The 15,290-nt window shown below is 67.7% G+C and carries 14 protein-coding genes; 11 read left to right on the top strand and 3 right to left on the bottom strand.

The window, feature by feature from the left end; genetic code table 11:
* Nucleotides 1-62 precede the first annotated feature (62 nt).
* From KZ686_RS00400 to KZ686_RS00380, 5 genes are all read left to right on the top strand, one after another.
* Nucleotides 63-1,259, top strand: a complete 1,197-nt coding sequence (locus KZ686_RS00400; protein WP_149316718.1) for a branched-chain amino acid ABC transporter substrate-binding protein — start codon at nucleotides 63-65, stop codon at nucleotides 1,257-1,259.
* 220 nt (nucleotides 1,260-1,479) lie between these two features.
* Entirely contained in the window at nucleotides 1,480-2,415 is a 936-nt protein-coding gene (locus tag KZ686_RS00395; RefSeq protein ID WP_149316719.1) for a branched-chain amino acid ABC transporter permease, read from the top strand.
* 13 nt (nucleotides 2,416-2,428) lie between these two features.
* Nucleotides 2,429-3,586 (top strand): ABC transporter permease subunit, encoded by a 1,158-nt coding sequence (locus tag KZ686_RS00390; protein WP_149316720.1) that lies wholly within the window; start codon nucleotides 2,429-2,431, stop codon nucleotides 3,584-3,586.
* A gap of 14 nt (nucleotides 3,587-3,600) precedes the next feature.
* On the top strand, nucleotides 3,601-4,377 hold the full coding sequence (locus tag KZ686_RS00385) for an ABC transporter ATP-binding protein (protein ID WP_149316721.1): 777 nt from the start codon (nucleotides 3,601-3,603) through the stop codon (nucleotides 4,375-4,377).
* 12 nt (nucleotides 4,378-4,389) lie between these two features.
* Nucleotides 4,390-5,106 carry an ABC transporter ATP-binding protein gene (locus KZ686_RS00380; RefSeq protein ID WP_149316722.1) on the top strand — a complete coding sequence of 239 codons (717 nt, stop codon included), beginning with the start codon at nucleotides 4,390-4,392 and terminating at the stop codon, nucleotides 5,104-5,106.
* Between the two features lie 82 nt (nucleotides 5,107-5,188).
* Here the strand turns inward: KZ686_RS00380 and KZ686_RS00375 are convergent, their stop codons facing one another.
* The 3 genes from KZ686_RS00375 to KZ686_RS00365 form a co-directional block, all read right to left on the bottom strand.
* Nucleotides 5,189-5,665, bottom strand: a complete 477-nt coding sequence (locus KZ686_RS00375) for a nuclear transport factor 2 family protein (protein ID WP_187829095.1) — start codon at nucleotides 5,663-5,665, stop codon at nucleotides 5,189-5,191.
* A 236-nt stretch (nucleotides 5,666-5,901) separates the two neighbouring features.
* Entirely contained in the window at nucleotides 5,902-7,089 is a 1,188-nt protein-coding gene (locus KZ686_RS00370) for an acetylornithine transaminase (protein ID WP_149316724.1), read from the bottom strand.
* A 354-nt stretch (nucleotides 7,090-7,443) separates the two neighbouring features.
* Nucleotides 7,444-8,499: a CDP-6-deoxy-delta-3,4-glucoseen reductase gene (locus KZ686_RS00365; protein WP_265632805.1), complete on the bottom strand. Its 1,056-nt coding sequence runs from the start codon at nucleotides 8,497-8,499 to the stop codon at nucleotides 7,444-7,446.
* A 9-nt stretch (nucleotides 8,500-8,508) separates the two neighbouring features.
* Here KZ686_RS00365 and KZ686_RS00360 point away from each other — a divergent pair, with 9 nt between their 5' ends.
* The 6 genes from KZ686_RS00360 to hutH all read left to right on the top strand — a co-directional run bounded on the left by KZ686_RS00360 (nucleotide 8,509) and on the right by hutH (nucleotide 15,226).
* Nucleotides 8,509-9,474 (top strand): NAD-dependent epimerase/dehydratase family protein, encoded by a 966-nt coding sequence (locus KZ686_RS00360; protein WP_265632804.1) that lies wholly within the window; start codon nucleotides 8,509-8,511, stop codon nucleotides 9,472-9,474.
* Between the two features lie 491 nt (nucleotides 9,475-9,965).
* On the top strand, nucleotides 9,966-10,946 hold the full coding sequence (locus tag KZ686_RS00355) for an ABC transporter substrate-binding protein (RefSeq protein WP_149316727.1): 981 nt from the start codon (nucleotides 9,966-9,968) through the stop codon (nucleotides 10,944-10,946).
* A gap of 15 nt (nucleotides 10,947-10,961) precedes the next feature.
* Complete coding sequence (locus KZ686_RS00350) at nucleotides 10,962-11,846, top strand: ABC transporter permease (RefSeq protein ID WP_149316728.1); 885 nt, start codon at nucleotides 10,962-10,964, stop codon at nucleotides 11,844-11,846.
* Nucleotides 11,843-12,622, top strand: a complete 780-nt coding sequence (locus KZ686_RS00345; RefSeq protein WP_149316729.1) for an ABC transporter ATP-binding protein — start codon at nucleotides 11,843-11,845, stop codon at nucleotides 12,620-12,622. Before KZ686_RS00350 ends, KZ686_RS00345 begins: the two co-directional genes overlap by 4 nt.
* Before the next feature lie 76 nt (nucleotides 12,623-12,698).
* Nucleotides 12,699-13,496, top strand: a complete 798-nt coding sequence (hutC, locus tag KZ686_RS00340; RefSeq protein ID WP_265632803.1) for a histidine utilization repressor — start codon at nucleotides 12,699-12,701, stop codon at nucleotides 13,494-13,496.
* A 137-nt stretch (nucleotides 13,497-13,633) separates the two neighbouring features.
* Entirely contained in the window at nucleotides 13,634-15,226 is a 1,593-nt protein-coding gene (gene hutH / locus KZ686_RS00335) for a histidine ammonia-lyase (RefSeq protein ID WP_149316730.1), read from the top strand.
* Nucleotides 15,227-15,290 lie beyond the last annotated feature (64 nt).

Below are 15,290 nucleotides of genomic sequence, written 5' to 3'. Positions count from 1 at the left end.
TGCAGGGAAACGGACGGGAGGCGTTGCGTAACCCTGATCTTGTGAATCCTAGGAGATCACTCATGCAAATCACGTTGGCCAAGATTCTGCCGATCGCAGCGGCAGTGGCACTGGTTACTGCCTGCGGCAAGAAGGAAGAGGCGGCGCCCGGTGCGACGGCCTCGGCACCTGCCGCGGCGGCACCGGCTGGCGGCGAGGTGGTGGTAAAGATCGGCCATGCGGCGCCGCTGACCGGTGGGATCGCCCACCTTGGCAAGGACAACGAGAACGGCGCGCGCCTGGCCGTCGAAGAGGTCAACAAGGCCGGTCTGGAACTGGGCGGCAAGAAGGTCCGCCTGGAACTGGTCGGCGAAGACGACGCGGCCGATCCGAAGACCGGCACCTCGGTGGCCCAGAAGCTGGTCGACGAGAAGGTCGTCGCCGTGGTCGGCCACCTGAACTCGGGCGTGTCGATTCCTGCCTCCAAGATCTATAGCGATGCGGGCATCGTGCAGATCTCGCCGTCCTCGACCAACCCCGACTACACCAAGCAGGGCTTCAAGACGACCTTCCGCGTGGTGGCCACCGATGCCCAGCAGGGCCCGGCCCTGGCCAACTACGCCGCCAAGAGCCTGAACGCCAAGAGCGTGGCGATCGTCGACGACGCCACCGCCTACGGCAAGGGCCTGGCCGACGAGTTCGAGAAGACCGCCAAGGCCGCCGGCGTCAACATCGTGGCGCGCGAGGCCACCAACGACAAGGCCACCGACTTCAAGGCCATCCTGACCAAGATCAAGGGCAAGAAGCCGGACGTCATCATGTACGGCGGCATGGACGCCACCGGCGGCCCGTTCGCCAAGCAGGCCAAGGAACTCGGCATCCCGGCCAAGATCGTCGGCGGCGACGGCGTCTGTACCGACAAGGTCGCGGAACTGGCGGGCGATGCGGTCAGCAACATCATCTGCTCCGAGGCCGGCCTGGCGTTGTCCAAGATGGAGAAGGGCGCCGAGTTCCAGAAGCGCTACCAGGAACGTTTCAACGCACCGGTGCAGATCTACGCTCCGTTCACCTACGACGCCGTGATGGTGATCGTCGATGCGATGAAGCGCGCCGGCTCGACCGAGCCCGCGGCGATCCTGGCGGAGATGCCCAAGACCAACTACCAGGGCGTGATCGGCAACATCGCCTTCGACGAGAAGGGCGACATGAAGGAAGGCACCATCACGCTGTACGACTACAAGGACAAGAAGAAGTCCGTGCTTGACGTCGTGAAGATGTAATTCGGACCTACCCGGTCCTCCGAACGGCACCGTGAGTACTTTGCGGTGCCGTTCTTTTTAGCCTCGCCTTTTGTGACAGCGCCCTTACCATGGGTGGAACGCGGCAGGCCGTTGCTTTACCCGCTTACCAGCACATAACCACTTACCAAACCACTCACACCCCGCTGCCCGGTCGGCATCCATCCATGCCGGAAGTGCGGGCGGCAAGCCAGGAGTATTCATGGATATCCTTATCCAGCAGATCGTGAATGGTCTGGTGCTCGGCAGCATCTATGCGCTGATTGCACTCGGCTACACCATGGTCTACGGCATTCTCGGGATCATCAACTTCGCCCACGGCGATGTGCTGATGATCGGCGCGCTGACCGCACTGTCGGCGATTCTCGCACTCCAGCAATTCGCCCCCGGCCTGCCGGAATGGCTGACGCTCGTGATCGCCACGCTGATCGCGATGCCGGTCTGCGCGATGCTGTCCTATTCGATCGAACGGATTGCCTACCGGCCGCTGCGCAACGCGCCCCGGCTGGCTCCGCTGATCACCGCGATCGGCGTCTCCATCATGCTGCAGACCATCGCGATGATGATCTGGTCGCGCAATCCGCTGACCTTCCCGCAGCTGCTGCCCTCGAGCCCGATCGATATCGGCAACACCGGGGCCACCATCACCGGCAAGGAGATGGTCATCATCGGCATGGCCGTGATGGTGATGGCCGGGCTGCTGACGCTGGTCAACCGCACCAAGCTCGGCCGCGCGATGCGCGCCACCGCCGAGAATCAGCGCGTGGCGGGCCTGATGGGCGTGAACCCGAACTTCGTGATCTCGGCCACCTTCATGATCGGCGCGACCCTGGCTGCGCTGGCCGGCGTGATGATGGCGACCAACTATGGCAACGCGCACTTCTACATGGGCTTCATCCCCGGCCTGAAGGCGTTTACCGCGGCCGTGCTCGGCGGCATCGGCAACCTCGCCGGCGCGATGGTCGGCGGCATGCTGCTGGGCCTGATCGAGGCGCTGGGCGCCGGCTATATCGGCGACCTGACCAACGGCGTGTTCGGCTCGAACTACCAGGACGTGTTTGCCTTCATCGTGCTGATCACCGTGCTGGTGTTCCGTCCGTCCGGCATCATGGGCGAACGTGTGGCCGACCGGGCGTAAGGGGATCGCAACGATGAACACTCCGATTTCTACGACGGCGCAGGCCGCGCCGCTGACCAAGACGCCGGCCAAGACCATGTTCGCGCTGGCGGCCTTCCTGGTGATCGGCCTGTGCGCGCCGTTCGCCGTGCAGTTCCTGGGCGGCAACTACTGGGTTCGCGTGCTCGACTTCGCGCTGCTGTACATCATGCTGGCGCTGGGCCTGAACATCGTGGTCGGCTTCGCCGGCCTGCTGGACCTGGGCTACATCGCCTTCTATGCGGTGGGCGCCTATCTGATGGCGCTGCTCGGCTCGCCGCATCTGGCCAACCAGTTCGAGACCATCGCGCAGCTGTTCCCCAACGGCTTCCATGTCAGCGTCTGGTGGGTGCTGCCATTGGCGGCATTGGTGGCGGGCATCTTCGGCGTGCTGCTCGGTGCGCCGACGCTGAAGCTGCGCGGCGACTATCTGGCGATCGTCACGCTCGGCTTCGGCGAGATCATCCGCATCTTCATGAACAACCTGGACCGGCCGGTCAATATCACCAACGGTCCCAAGGGCATCACCGCGGTCGATCCGATCACCATCTTCGGCTTCAACTTCTCCAAGACGCACGAGTTCTTCGGCCTGAAATTCACGCCGGTGTTCATGTACTACTACCTGCTGATCCTGCTGGTCGTGGCAATCGTGTTCGTCTCGCTGCGGCTGCAGAACTCGCGCATCGGCCGCGCCTGGGTGGCGATCCGCGAGGACGAGATCGCGGCCAAGGCGATGGGCATCAACACCCGCAACATCAAGCTGCTGGCCTTCGCCATGGGCGCGTCGTTCGGCGGTGTCTCGGGCGCGGTGTTCGGCGCCTTCCAGGGCTTCGTCTCGCCGGAATCGTTCACGCTGTGGGAATCGATCTATGTGCTGGCGATCGTGGTGCTCGGCGGCATGGGCCATATCCCGGGCGTGATCCTGGGCGGCATCCTGCTGATCGGCTTCCAGGAGCTGCTGCGCGTGGTGGCCGAGCCGGTGCAGAACATGCTGTTCGGCCATGTGATCGTCGACGCCGAGGTGCTGCGTCAGCTGCTGTTCGGCCTGGCGCTGGTCGGCGTGATGCTGTATCGCCCGGCGGGCCTGTGGCCGTCGCCGCGCAAGGAAGACCGGCCGGTGATTCGCCGCCCCGGTAGCGTTGGACGTCTGTGAAGCGGGAGGACCTGATGAGCAACGAAAACATCCTCCTGTCCGTCAAGGGAGTGAACAAGCGCTTCGGCGGCCTGCAGGCGCTGTCGGATGTGGGCCTGGAGATCCGGTCCGGCGAGATCTACGGCCTGATCGGCCCGAACGGCGCCGGCAAGACCACCTTCTTCAACGTGATCACCGGGCTCTACACCCCCGATTCCGGCGAGTTCGTGCTGGACGGCAAGCCCTATCAGCCGACCGCGGTGCATGAAGTGGCCAAGGCTGGCATCGCCCGCACCTTCCAGAACATCCGCCTGTTCGGCGACATGACGGCGCTCGAGAACGTGATGGTCGGCCGCCACGTGCGGACCAAGGCCGGCGTGATCGGGGCGATCTTCCGTCCGCCAGCGGTGCGCAAGGAAGAAGAGGGCGTCGAGGACATGGCGCATGACCTGCTCGAGTACGTCGGCATCGGCAAGTACGCCAACTTCACCTCGCGCAATCTGTCGTACGGCCACCAGCGCCGTCTCGAGATCGCCCGCGCGCTGGCGACCGAGCCCAAGCTGCTGGCGCTGGACGAGCCCGCTGCCGGCATGAACGCGACCGAGAAGGTCGAGCTGCGCGGCCTGCTCGACAAGATCCGCAGCGATGGCCGGACCATCCTGCTGATCGAGCACGACGTGAAGCTGGTGATGGGCCTGTGCGACCGCATGACCGTGCTCGACTACGGCAAGGTCATCGCGCAGGGCCTGCCGTACGATGTCCAGAACAACCCGGCGGTGATCGAGGCCTACCTCGGCACTTCGGCCCACTGACGGGAGCCGCACATGAAAGACACACTACTGAAGATCGCCGGCCTGAAGGTCGCGTACGGCGGCATCCAGGCCGTCAAGGGCATCGACCTGGAAATCCGCGACGGCGAACTGGTGACGCTGATCGGCGCCAATGGCGCCGGCAAGACCACCACGATGAAGGCGATCACCGGCCTGCAGCCCTGGGCCGGCGGCGAGGTCGAATACCTGGGCCGCTCGATCAAGGGCGTGCCGAGCTACGAGCTGCTGAAGCAGGGCCTGGCGATGGTGCCGGAAGGCCGCGGCGTGTTCGCGCGCATGACCATCACCGAGAACCTGCTGATGGGCGCCTTCACGCGCAAGGACGAGGCCGGCATCAAGGACGACATCGACCGCATGTTCGGCATCTTCCCGCGGCTGAAGGAACGCGCCAACCAGCTGGCCGGCACCATGTCCGGCGGCGAGCAGCAGATGCTGGCCATGGCGCGCGCGCTGATGAGCCAGCCGCGCCTGCTGCTGCTGGACGAACCGTCGATGGGCCTGTCGCCGATCATGGTCGAGAAGATCTTCGAGGTCGTGCGCGATATCTCCGGCCAGGGCGTCACCGTGCTGCTGGTCGAGCAGAACGCCCGCCTCGCGCTGCAGGCCGCCAACCGCGGCTATGTGATGGAGTCCGGCCTGATCACGATGAGCGGCAACGCCGCCGACATGCTCGACGACCCGAAGGTACGCGCCGCGTATCTGGGGGAATGAGCCTGTCGCGATAGGAAAACGGCGGCCGAAGGGCCGCCGTGCAGTCGCCAGCCCCGCCATGCCTGCATGGACGGGGCTTTTTTTATCGTTCCGCCGGCGCAGGCCGGATCGAATTGTGCGACGACACCACCTGCCACCCATGCGGCGTGCGTACGAACACATCGGTGAAGACGACGTCCGTCGGCTTGGCCTTCGCATTGGGCCGATAACGGTTGACGCCGGTGACCACCGCGCTGTCGCGAAACGTGCGTACCTTCAGTTCGGTCAGCGTCTGGCTGGAGCCCGGCGGCGGGGGGCCGGCGGACAGCGATTCGGCGCGGTTGCGCATCCCTCCCAGCGGCGAGATGTTGACGAAGGTCGGATGGAGCAGGCGTTCCAGCGCCGCGCGATCGCCGGACTCGGTGGCGGTCAGCCAGTCCTGCTCGGCCTTGAGGATGGCGGCGTGGTCGGCGGCCTCGTCGGCCGCGGCCGGTGTGGCGGCCAGGGTGCCGAGCGCCAGGGTGGCCACGGCAAGCGTGGTAGCCAGCCCGCGCCTGTGGGGATGGAGGCGACCGCCCATTGTTGTTCTCCCGGTCCTGGATGGCATCAGTATAGGCAAGCGAATATTACCGTCGTCCCCACGCGCGGCGGGTGGCGGTGAACGAAGGGGGGCTACGGAGAGGAGCCAAAGAAAAAGGCCGCCGTGCCATCGCAGCAGGGCGGCCCGTTTCCGAACCGGGCGACCATCGCCGACCATCGCCGACCATCACGGACCCAGCGCGCCGTGGACGACGGCAGACGGCCGGTGCGCGAAGATCAGGCCAGCGACTTCAGCAGCGTTCGCAGCATGCCGATCATCTGGTCGATCTCCTCGCGGGTCACGTTCAGCGCCGGCATGAAGCGCAGAAGGTTCGGCCGCGGCGAATTGAGCAGCAGGCCCTCCGGCTGCATCTCGCGCGCCTGCTCGACCAGCTGCGGGCCGATGTCCTTGCCGAGCATCAGCGCGCGCAGCAGGCCCTCGCCCCGTTCGCCGGCCAGGCCGAACTCGTTCGACAGCGCCAGCAGCTGTTCGCGCAGATACGCGCCCTTCTCCTGCACCTGCTGCAGGAAGCCCGGCGCCAGCAGCTGCTCGAACACCGCACTGCCCACCGCGCACATCAGCGGGTTGCCGTTGTAGGTGCCGCCCTGGTCGCCGGCTTCGAAGCTCGCCACCTCGGCCTTGCACAGCAGGGCCGACAGCGGCACGCCGCCGCCGATGCCCTTGCCCAGCGTCATGATGTCCGGCTCGACGTTCGACAGCTCGTAGGCGAACAGCGTGCCGCAGCGGGCGCAGCCGGCCTGCACCTCGTCGACGATGAACAGCAGCTTGTGCTTGTCGGCCAGCGCGCGCAGCCCTTGCATGAATTCGCGCGTGGCGGGCACCACGCCGCTCTCGCCCTGCACCGGCTCGAGCATGATGCCGACCGTCTTGTCGTTGATCAGCGCCTCGACCGAAGCCAGGTCATTGAGCTGGGCCTTCGGAAAGCCCGGCACCTGCGGCGCGAAGATCGTGTCCCAGCCGGCCTTGCCCGACGCGCTCATGGTCGCCAGCGTGCGGCCATGGAAGCTGTGGTCCATCGTGATGATCTCGTAGGCGCCGTTCTTGTGCTTGCGCCCCCATTTGCGCGCCAGCTTGATCGCGCCCTCGTTGGCCTCCGCGCCGCTGTTGGCGAAGAACACCTTGTCGAAGCAGCTGTTGTCGGTCAGCGTCTTGGCCAGCCGCAGCATCGGCTCGTTGTAGAAGGCCGGGCTCGGATTGATCAGCTTGCGGGCCTGCTCGTTCAGCGCCGCGATCATGCCCTCGTTCGAGTGGCCCAGGCAGTTGACGGCCCAGCCCTGCACGAAGTCCAGATAGCGCTTGCCCTGATGGTCCGTCAGCCACGAGCCCTTGCCCTCGGTGAAGACGAGCTCGGGCCGGTTGGTGATGTACATCAGCGATTGGACGGGATACTCAGCAAATGCCATGGCGGACTCCAGAGATCGGCAAACAAGGAAAAGGGAAGGGCGGCAAAACAAAAAAGCCACGGGGGTTGCCCGTGGCTTGATGACCTGAACAGACGCTGTCGACGGTCAGCCGCGTGGCACCCTGGCGGGATGCGACGTACGGAAGCTGCGTCGGATGTTGGCGTGGTTCATGCGGCCAACTATAAGACGCAGTCGCCCCAGTGTCAAAGACGACGGTGGCGGCCCGGGTCGTCATTGTTGTTCTCGCGAAACGATGGTGCGGTCGTGTGCGGGCGTGGCACGGCAAGCGGCGCGGGCCGGGCAGGGCGCGATCCGGGCCAGCAGGGCCAGCCGGGCCGCGCCGCGAGCCCGGGTTCAGGCCACGCCGGCCGGGTGCAGGTCGGCCTCGGAGGTGAACGAGTCGGCGAAGAACGCATCCGCGTGCAGCGCGCACTGGGCGGTGAAGTCGCGCCGCGCCGATTCGACCATCACCGGGGCGCCGCAGGCATAGACCTCGTGGCCCGACAGATCCGGGTAGTCCGCCATCACGGCCTGGTGGACGAAGCCGGTGCGGCCGTCCCACTCGTCCTCGGCCAGCGCGTCCGAGACCACCGGCACGTAGCGGAAGTTCGGCAGCTCGCGCGCCCACTGCTCGCACAGCACGTGCATGTAGAGATCGCGCGGACGGCGGCCGCCCCAGTACAGCGTCATCGGCCGCGTGATGCCGGTGTAGGCCGCGTGCTCGACGATGGCCTTGATCGGCGCGAACCCGGTGCCCGAGGCCAGCAGGATGATCGGCTTGTCCGAGTCCTCGCGCAGGAAGAAGCTGCCCAGCGGACCCTCGAAGCGCAGGATGTCGCGCTCCTTCATTGCCGGCTGGCCCTCGCGCGCGCCGAACACATAGTCGGTGAAGGCGCCGCCCGGCATATGGCGGAAATGCAGTTCGATCGGGCCTTCCTCGTGCGGCGGCGTGGCGATCGAATAGCTGCGGCGCTTGCCGTCCCGCAGCAGGAATTCGACGTACTGGCCGGCCAGGTATTGCAGGCGCTCGGTGGCCGGCAATTGCAGCTTCGCCACGATGACGTCTTCGGCCACGCGTTCCAGCGATTGCACGCGGCACGGCACCTTCTTGATCGGGATATCGCCGGCGCCATGCACCTCGCGGCATTCGATGGTCACGTCCGAGGCCGCATTGGCGCAGCAGAACAGCGCGCGGCCCTCGGTCTTTTCCTGCGCGGTCAGCGCGGAGGCGGCATGGTCGCCCTGGACGATGTCGCCGGCGGTGACGCGGCCCTTGCACGAACCGCAGGCGCCGTTCTTGCAGCCATAAGGCAGGCCAATGCCTTGACGCAGCGCCGCCGACAGGATGGTTTCGTTCGCTTCCGCCTCGAATTGGCGGCCGCTCGGCAGCACGGTTACTTGATAAGCCATAATCTCTCGATGAGCAAAGATCTGTCGCCACCCCGTCTGGCCGGCCCGCGCTTGCTGATCGTGGGCTGTGGGGACGTAGGCATGCGTTGCCTGCAAATGCTTGCCCCGCGCTGGCGCGTGTTCGCCGTGACGTCGCAGCCCGGCCGCGTGGCGGCCTTGCGGGCGGCCGGCGCGGTGCCGTTGGTAGCCAATCTGGACGAGCCGGCGACGCTGAAGCGCCTGGGCGGCCTGGCCGATCGCGTGTTGCACCTGGCGCCGCCGCCGGCGCGCGGCGAAGACGATCCACGTACCGTTGCCCTGTTGCGGGCGCTGCGGCGCAGCGCATGGCGCCGCCCCGCGCGGGAACCCCGCATTCTACCCGAGCGGCCCGGACGGGGGACCGGCGTGGCCACTCGCGGCGGCGCGCCGGCGCTGGTCTACGCCAGCACCAGCGGCGTCTATGGCGACCGCGGCGGCGCGCGCATCGGCGAGGCCCAGCCGGTACGGCCGCAGACCGCGCGGGCACGCCGCCGCGTGGCCGCCGAGCGGGCGGTGCGGAGCTTCGGCCGCGCCAGCGGCTGGCGTGCCAGCATCGTCCGGATTCCCGGCATCTACGCCGCCGACCGGCTGCCGGTGGCGCGCCTGCTCAAGGGCACGCCGGCGCTGGTGCGCGACGATGATGTCTACACCAACCACATCCACGCCGACGACCTGGCCCGCGCCATGATCGCCGCGCTGCTGCGCGGCCGGCCGCAGCGCGTCGTCCATGCCAGCGACGACAGCGAACTGCGCATGGCCGACTATTTCGACCTGGTGGCCGACCGGCGCGGGCTGCCGCGGCCGCCCCGGCTGTCGCGCGAGCAGATCCGCCAGGCCGTCGAGCCGGCGCTGCTGAGCTTCATGAGCGAATCGCGCCGGCTCGAGAACGCGAGGCTCAAGCGCGAGCTGCGGCTGCGGCTGCGTTATCCGACGGTTCACCACTTCTTCGAGACCTGACCCCCGCGGCCAGCGGCGCACACACCCCAGCAAGTGCCGCACCGCCGCGGCAGGCGCCGCACCTCCGCGGCAATCGTCGTACCCCCGCGGCAAGCGCCGCCCCCCGATGGCATGGCGATTGCGTGCTTACGCCCGCCACCCTGTCTATACAGCATATTGGGGCACGATGCCCGCAGGCCGTGCGGCGCCGTCACCAGCCTGGTGCGGGATACCGATCCGGCTGACCGCCGCGGGGCCCGCCAATCCCTTGCATCGCCCGTTATCGCTTTCCCTATCAGGGTTTGCGAGCAACGCCCGGGATCCGGGGCTGCCATTGGAGACGTCCCTTCGGCGGCGTGCCGTAGTGACGTTTCGTCGCCTTGACTTGTATATACAGGATTGCTACATTGCCCGGAAACCGACCGGCGCCCCGACCGAGGACGCCGGCACGACCCGGGCGGGCCGCCAGCCGGCGGCACCGTTCGCGACACCAAAGGAGCCAAACAGTGCAGATGCAGAAGCGGAAGTTGGGGAGTAAAGGGGGCGCCGGCCGTGCGCTCGGTTGGCTGGCCACGGTGGCGCTCGCCGCCGGTGCCGGCGCGGCGCAGGCCCAAACCACCAAGGTGGCGCTGGGCATGAGCGGCTGGACCGGCTTCGCGCCGCTGACGCTGGCCGCCAAGGCCGGCATCTTCGAAAAACACGGCGTCGACGTCGACATCAAGATGATTCCGCAGAAGGACCGCCATCTGGCGCTGGCCTCGGGCGCGATCCAGTGCGCCGCGACCACGGTGGAAACCCACGTGGCGTGGAATGCCAACGGCGTGCCGATCACGCAGATCGTGCAGCTCGACAAGTCCTACGGCGCCGACGGGCTGGCGGTGCGCAACGACGTCAAGACCTTCGCCGACCTGAAGGGCAAGACCATCGGCGTCGACGCGCCGGGCACCGCGCCGTATTTCGGACTGGCGTGGATGCTGAAGAAGAACGGCATGACCATCAAGGACGTCAAGACCACCACGCTGTCGCCGCAGGCGGCCGCGCAGGCCTTCGTCTCGGGCCAGAACGACGCCGCGATGACCTACGAGCCGTACCTGTCGACCGTGCGGCAGAACCCCGACAAGGGCAAGATCCTCGCCACCACGCTGGACTACCCGATGGTGATGGACACGCTCGGCTGCGCGCCGAAATGGTTGAAGGAGAACCCGAAGGCCGCGCAGGCGCTGGTCGACGGCTACTTCGAGGCGCTCGAGATGATCCGCAAGGAGCCGGCCAAGTCCAACGAGATCATGGGCGCGGCCGTCAAGCAGACCGCCGAGCAGTTCGCCAAGTCGTCCTCGTATCTGCGCTGGCAGGATCGCGAGGCCAACCGCAAGTTCTTCGCCGGCGAGCTGGCGCAGTTCAGCAAGGAGGCCGCCGCGGTGCTGCTCGATGTCGGCGTGATCCGCCAGGTGCCGGACGTGACGACGCTGTACGACCCGCGGTTCATCCGCTAAGCGGCAGGAGTAGCGATGACACAACCGTTGCACGCCGATTCGCTGCGGGCCGTCGCGCCCGACAGCCCGGCGCCCGCCCGGACGATGCCGGCCGCGCCGCGTGCGCGCCGGACCCATCCGTGGCTGACGCCGCTGACCCCCGTCGCGCCGCGCACCCGCTGGGTGCTGGGCCTGGGCTTTTTCGTGCTGTTCTTCGCCGTCTGGGGCGCGGTGACGCTGGGCGGCCTGGTGCCGCCGACCTTCCTCGCCGACCCGATGACGATGGCGCGCGAGGCGTGGCTGCTGTTTACCGAATACGGCTTTCTCGGCGACATCGGCATGACGGTCTGGCGCGTGCTGGGCGGCTTCGTGCTGGCCGCGGTGCTGGCGGTGCCGCTGGGCATCCTGATGGGCGCCTACAAGGCCGCCGAAGCCTTCTTCGAGCCCTTCGTCTCGTTCTGCCGCTACCTGCCGGCGTCGGCCTTCATTCCGCTGCTGATCCTGTGGGCCGGCATCGGCGAGACGCAGAAGCTGCTGGTGATCTTCATCGGCTCGTTCTTCCAGATCGTGCTGATGGTCGCCGTGACGGTAGGGGGCGCGCGCCGTGACCTGGTCGAGGCCGCCTACACGCTGGGCGCCAACAGCGCCGGCATCGTCAAGCGCGTGCTGATCCCCGGCGCCGCGCCCGGCATCGCCGAAATCCTGCGGCTCGTGCTGGGCTGGGCCTGGACCTATGTGATCGTCGCCGAGCTGATCGGCTCGTCGTCCGGCATCGGCCACATGATCACCGACAGCCAGGCGCTGCTCAATACCGGGCAGATCATCTTCGGCATCATCGTGATCGGCTGCATCGGCCTGGTCTCGGACCTGCTGTTCAAGCTCGCCAACCAGCGGCTGTTTCCGTGGAGCACCATCCAATGAGCGCGCTGTCGATCCAGCAGGTGTCGCGCACCTTCGTCAATCCGCGCGGTGGCCAGACCCAGGCCTTGCTGCCGGTGGACTTCGAGGTCCGCGAGAACGACTTCGTCACCATCCTCGGGCCGTCCGGCTGCGGCAAATCGACGTTGCTGCGCATCGTCGCCGGCCTCGACGCGCCGACCTCCGGTCGCGTGCTGCTCGACGGCGAGCCGGTCACCGGACCGGGCGCGGACCGCGGCATGGTGTTCCAGTCCTATACGCTGTTCCCGTGGCTGACGATCGAGCAGAACGTCCGCTTCGGCCTGCGCGAGCGCGGCATGAGCGTGGCGGAGCAGCGCGAGCGCAGCGATTTCTTCATCGCCCGCGTGGGCCTGCGCGGCTTCGAGCATCACTATCCGAAGCAGCTGTCGGGCGGCATGCAGCAGCGCACCGCGATCGCCCGGGCGTTGGCCAACGATCCGAAGATCCTGCTGCTCGACGAGCCGTTCGGCGCGCTCGACAACCAGACCCGCGTGCTGATGCAGGAACTGCTGCTCGGCATCTGGGAGAGCGCGCGCAAGACGGTGCTGTTCGTCACGCACGATATCGACGAGGCGATCTTCATGGCCAACCGGGTTGCGGTATTCTCTGCGCGGCCCGGACGGATCAAGACCGAGATCGCGGTCGACTTCGCCCATCCGCGCCACTACACGATCAAGACCTCGCCGGAATTCTCGGCGTTGAAGGCGCGGCTGACCGAAGAGATCCGTGCCGAGGCGATGGCCTCGGCCGAGCATTGAGGCGGCCAATGAAGTCCACCGACTTGCGCATCGGCCGACGCATCGACCGACGCATCGACCCACGCAACCACCGACCATGACCGTAGAAGCCGGCACCCGCCGCCCCGCCACCCGTTCCGATGCCAACGGCCACCGCCCGTCGTCCGATGCCACGCCGACCGCGCTGTACCAGCAGGTCAAGGAGTACATCGCGCGCCAGATCCAGAGCGGCGCCTGGCAGCCGGGCGATCGCGTGCCGTCCGAGCAGGAGCTGGTCAACCGCTTCGCCGTGTCGCGCATGACGGTCAACCGCGCGCTGCGCGAGCTGGCCGAGCAGGGCAGGGTGGTGCGGGTGGCGGGCGTCGGCACTTTCGTTGCCGAGCACAAGCCGCAGTCGACGCTGCTGTCGGTGGTCAATCTGCAGGACGAGATCCGCATGCGCGGGCACGACTACGCCTGCGACGTGATCCTGGTCGAGCGCGCCTCGGCCTCGATCGAGGTGGCGGCGGCGCTCGACCTGCGCACCGGCGAGTCGGTCTTCCATTCGGTATGCGTGCATCGCGAGGACGGCGTGCCGGTGCAGCTGGAGGACCGCTACGTGAATCCGCGCGTGGCGCCCGACTTCATCAACCAGGACTTCAGCGGCGTCAAGCCGGGCGAATATCTGCTGCGGCACGTGCCCTACGACCAGGTCGAGCACGTGGTCGACGCGGTCGCGGCCACGCCCGAGCAGGCCAGCCAGCTGGAGATGCCGGTGACCCAGCCCTGCCTGCTGCTGACGCGGCGCACCTGGACCGCCGGCACGCCGGTGACCTTCGTGCGCTGCCTGCATCCCGGCAACCGCTATCGCCTCGGCAGCCGCTTCCGTGCCGATGGCAATCCGGCGTTCGGCTAGCGTGGCGGCCCGCGGCACGGCCCGCAGCCGCGCTGCCGTCGCCACCGAACGGACCGAGCGCTTCCGCACCTGACTTCGACCACGATTCGACCTAAGCTGATTTAAGCCGTACCAAGCTGTATAGACAGGACCATACAATGACAACCCAATCCTCCGTGCAACACGCCGCTTCCCAATCCCGTCCCACGCTGACCCTGCATCCCGGCGAGGTCTCGCTCGCCGAACTGCGCCGCATCTACCGCGGCGAGGTCCAGCTGGCGATGGCGGATTCGGCCTGGGCCGATGTGCGCGCCGCGCAGGCCACCGTGCAGCAGATCGTCGACACCGACGCGGTGGTCTACGGCATCAACACCGGCTTCGGCAAGCTGGCCAACACGCGCATCCCGCACGACAAGCTGGCCGAGCTGCAGCGCAACCTGGTGCTGTCGCACAGCGTCGGCACCGGCCGCGACCTGCCCGCCGATACGGTGCGCCTGATCCTGGCGACCAAGGCCGTCAGCCTGGCGCGCGGCCATTCGGGCGTGCGGCCCGAACTGATCGAGGCGCTGCTGGCGCTGGCCAACCACGGCGTCACGCCGTGCATTCCGGCCAAGGGCTCGGTCGGCGCGTCCGGCGATCTCGCGCCGCTGGCGCATCTGTCGTGCACGCTGATCGGCGTCGGCGAGGCGATCGTCGACGGCCGCCGTCTGCCGGCCGTCGAGGCGCTGGCGCATGCCGGTCTGAAGCCGTTCGAGCTCGGACCGAAGGAAGGCCTGGCGCTGCTGAACGGCACGCAGGTGTCGACCGCGCTGGCGCTGGCCGGCCTGTTCGCCGCCGAGGACGTGTTCGCCGCCGGGCTGGTTGCGGGCGCGCTGTCGCTCGAGGCCATCAAGGGCTCGGTCAAGCCGTTCGACGCCCGCATCCACGCCGCCCGCGGCCAGGCCGGCCAGATCGCCGTCGCCGGCGCGGTGCGCGAGCTGCTGGCCGGCAGCGAGATCGTCGACTCGCATCGCGAGTGCGGCCGCGTGCAGGACCCGTATTCGATCCGTTGCCAGCCGCAGGTGATGGGCGCGTGCCTGGACAATCTGCGCCACGCCGCGCGCGTGCTGCAGATCGAGGCCAATGCCGCGTCGGACAACCCGCTGGTGTTCTCCGAACAGGGCGACGTGGTGTCCGGCGGCAACTTCCACGCCGAGCCGGTGGCCTTCGCCGCCGACATCATCGCGCTGGCGCTGGCCGAGATCGGCGCGATTTCCGAGCGGCGCCTGGCGCTGCTGCTCGACACCGGCCTGTCGGGCCTGCCGCCCTTCCTGGTGCGCGACGGCGGCCTGCATTCGGGCTTCATGATCGCGCAGGTCACCGCCGCCGCGCTGGCGTCGGAGAACAAGTCGCTGGCGCATCCGTCGAGCGTCGACAGCCTGCCGACCTCGGCCAACCAGGAGGACCACGTGTCGATGGCCACCTACGGCGCGCGCCGGCTCGGCGACATGGCCGAGAACACCGCGGTCGTGGTCGGCATCGAGGCGATGGCCGCCGCGCAGGGCATCGAATTCCATCGGCCGCTGAAGTCCTCGCCGCTGGTCGAGACCGAACTGGCCCGCATCCGCGCCCGCGTCGATTTCGTCGAGGTCGACCGCTACCTGGCGCCCGATATCGAGGCGATGAAGCAGTGGGTGCTGCAGGGCGACGCCGGCGCGGGCTGGCCCCAGGCCGTGCGTGCCGTGCTGCCGGCGCAGGGCGAAGCGCAATAAGCGCGGCCATTGACGCTCGCCTATCGAAGCACCGCAAACCGCATACGCAACCGAATACGTAGCC

This window comes from Cupriavidus cauae (assembly GCF_026210475.1).
GTDB lineage: Bacteria > Pseudomonadota > Gammaproteobacteria > Burkholderiales > Burkholderiaceae > Cupriavidus > Cupriavidus cauae.
The sequence above is the reverse complement of the archived record's forward strand: the minus strand, read 5'-3'. Positions and strand labels throughout refer to the sequence as shown.

Bases quoted from the DNA above. Each gene is read 5' to 3' on its own strand.
- KZ686_RS00345 (WP_149316729.1), top strand. From the start codon at position 11,843: ATGAGCGCGCTGTCGATCCAGCAGGTGTCGCGCACCTTCGTCAATCCG.
- KZ686_RS00355 (WP_149316727.1), top strand. From the start codon at position 9,966: ATGCAGAAGCGGAAGTTGGGGAGTAAAGGGGGCGCCGGCCGTGCGCTC.
- KZ686_RS00365 (WP_265632805.1), bottom strand. From the start codon at position 8,499: ATGGCTTATCAAGTAACCGTGCTGCCGAGCGGCCGCCAATTCGAGGCG.
- KZ686_RS00390 (WP_149316720.1), top strand. From the start codon at position 2,429: ATGAACACTCCGATTTCTACGACGGCGCAGGCCGCGCCGCTGACCAAG.
- KZ686_RS00380 (WP_149316722.1), top strand. From the start codon at position 4,390: ATGAAAGACACACTACTGAAGATCGCCGGCCTGAAGGTCGCGTACGGC.
- KZ686_RS00395 (WP_149316719.1), top strand. From the start codon at position 1,480: ATGGATATCCTTATCCAGCAGATCGTGAATGGTCTGGTGCTCGGCAGC.
- hutH (WP_149316730.1), top strand. From the start codon at position 13,634: ATGACAACCCAATCCTCCGTGCAACACGCCGCTTCCCAATCCCGTCCC.
- hutC (WP_265632803.1), top strand. From the start codon at position 12,699: ATGACCGTAGAAGCCGGCACCCGCCGCCCCGCCACCCGTTCCGATGCC.
- KZ686_RS00360 (WP_265632804.1), top strand. From the start codon at position 8,509: ATGAGCAAAGATCTGTCGCCACCCCGTCTGGCCGGCCCGCGCTTGCTG.
- KZ686_RS00370 (WP_149316724.1), bottom strand. From the start codon at position 7,089: ATGGCATTTGCTGAGTATCCCGTCCAATCGCTGATGTACATCACCAAC.
- KZ686_RS00375 (WP_187829095.1), bottom strand. From the start codon at position 5,665: ATGGGCGGTCGCCTCCATCCCCACAGGCGCGGGCTGGCTACCACGCTT.
- KZ686_RS00385 (WP_149316721.1), top strand. From the start codon at position 3,601: ATGAGCAACGAAAACATCCTCCTGTCCGTCAAGGGAGTGAACAAGCGC.
- KZ686_RS00350 (WP_149316728.1), top strand. From the start codon at position 10,962: ATGACACAACCGTTGCACGCCGATTCGCTGCGGGCCGTCGCGCCCGAC.
- KZ686_RS00400 (WP_149316718.1), top strand. From the start codon at position 63: ATGCAAATCACGTTGGCCAAGATTCTGCCGATCGCAGCGGCAGTGGCA.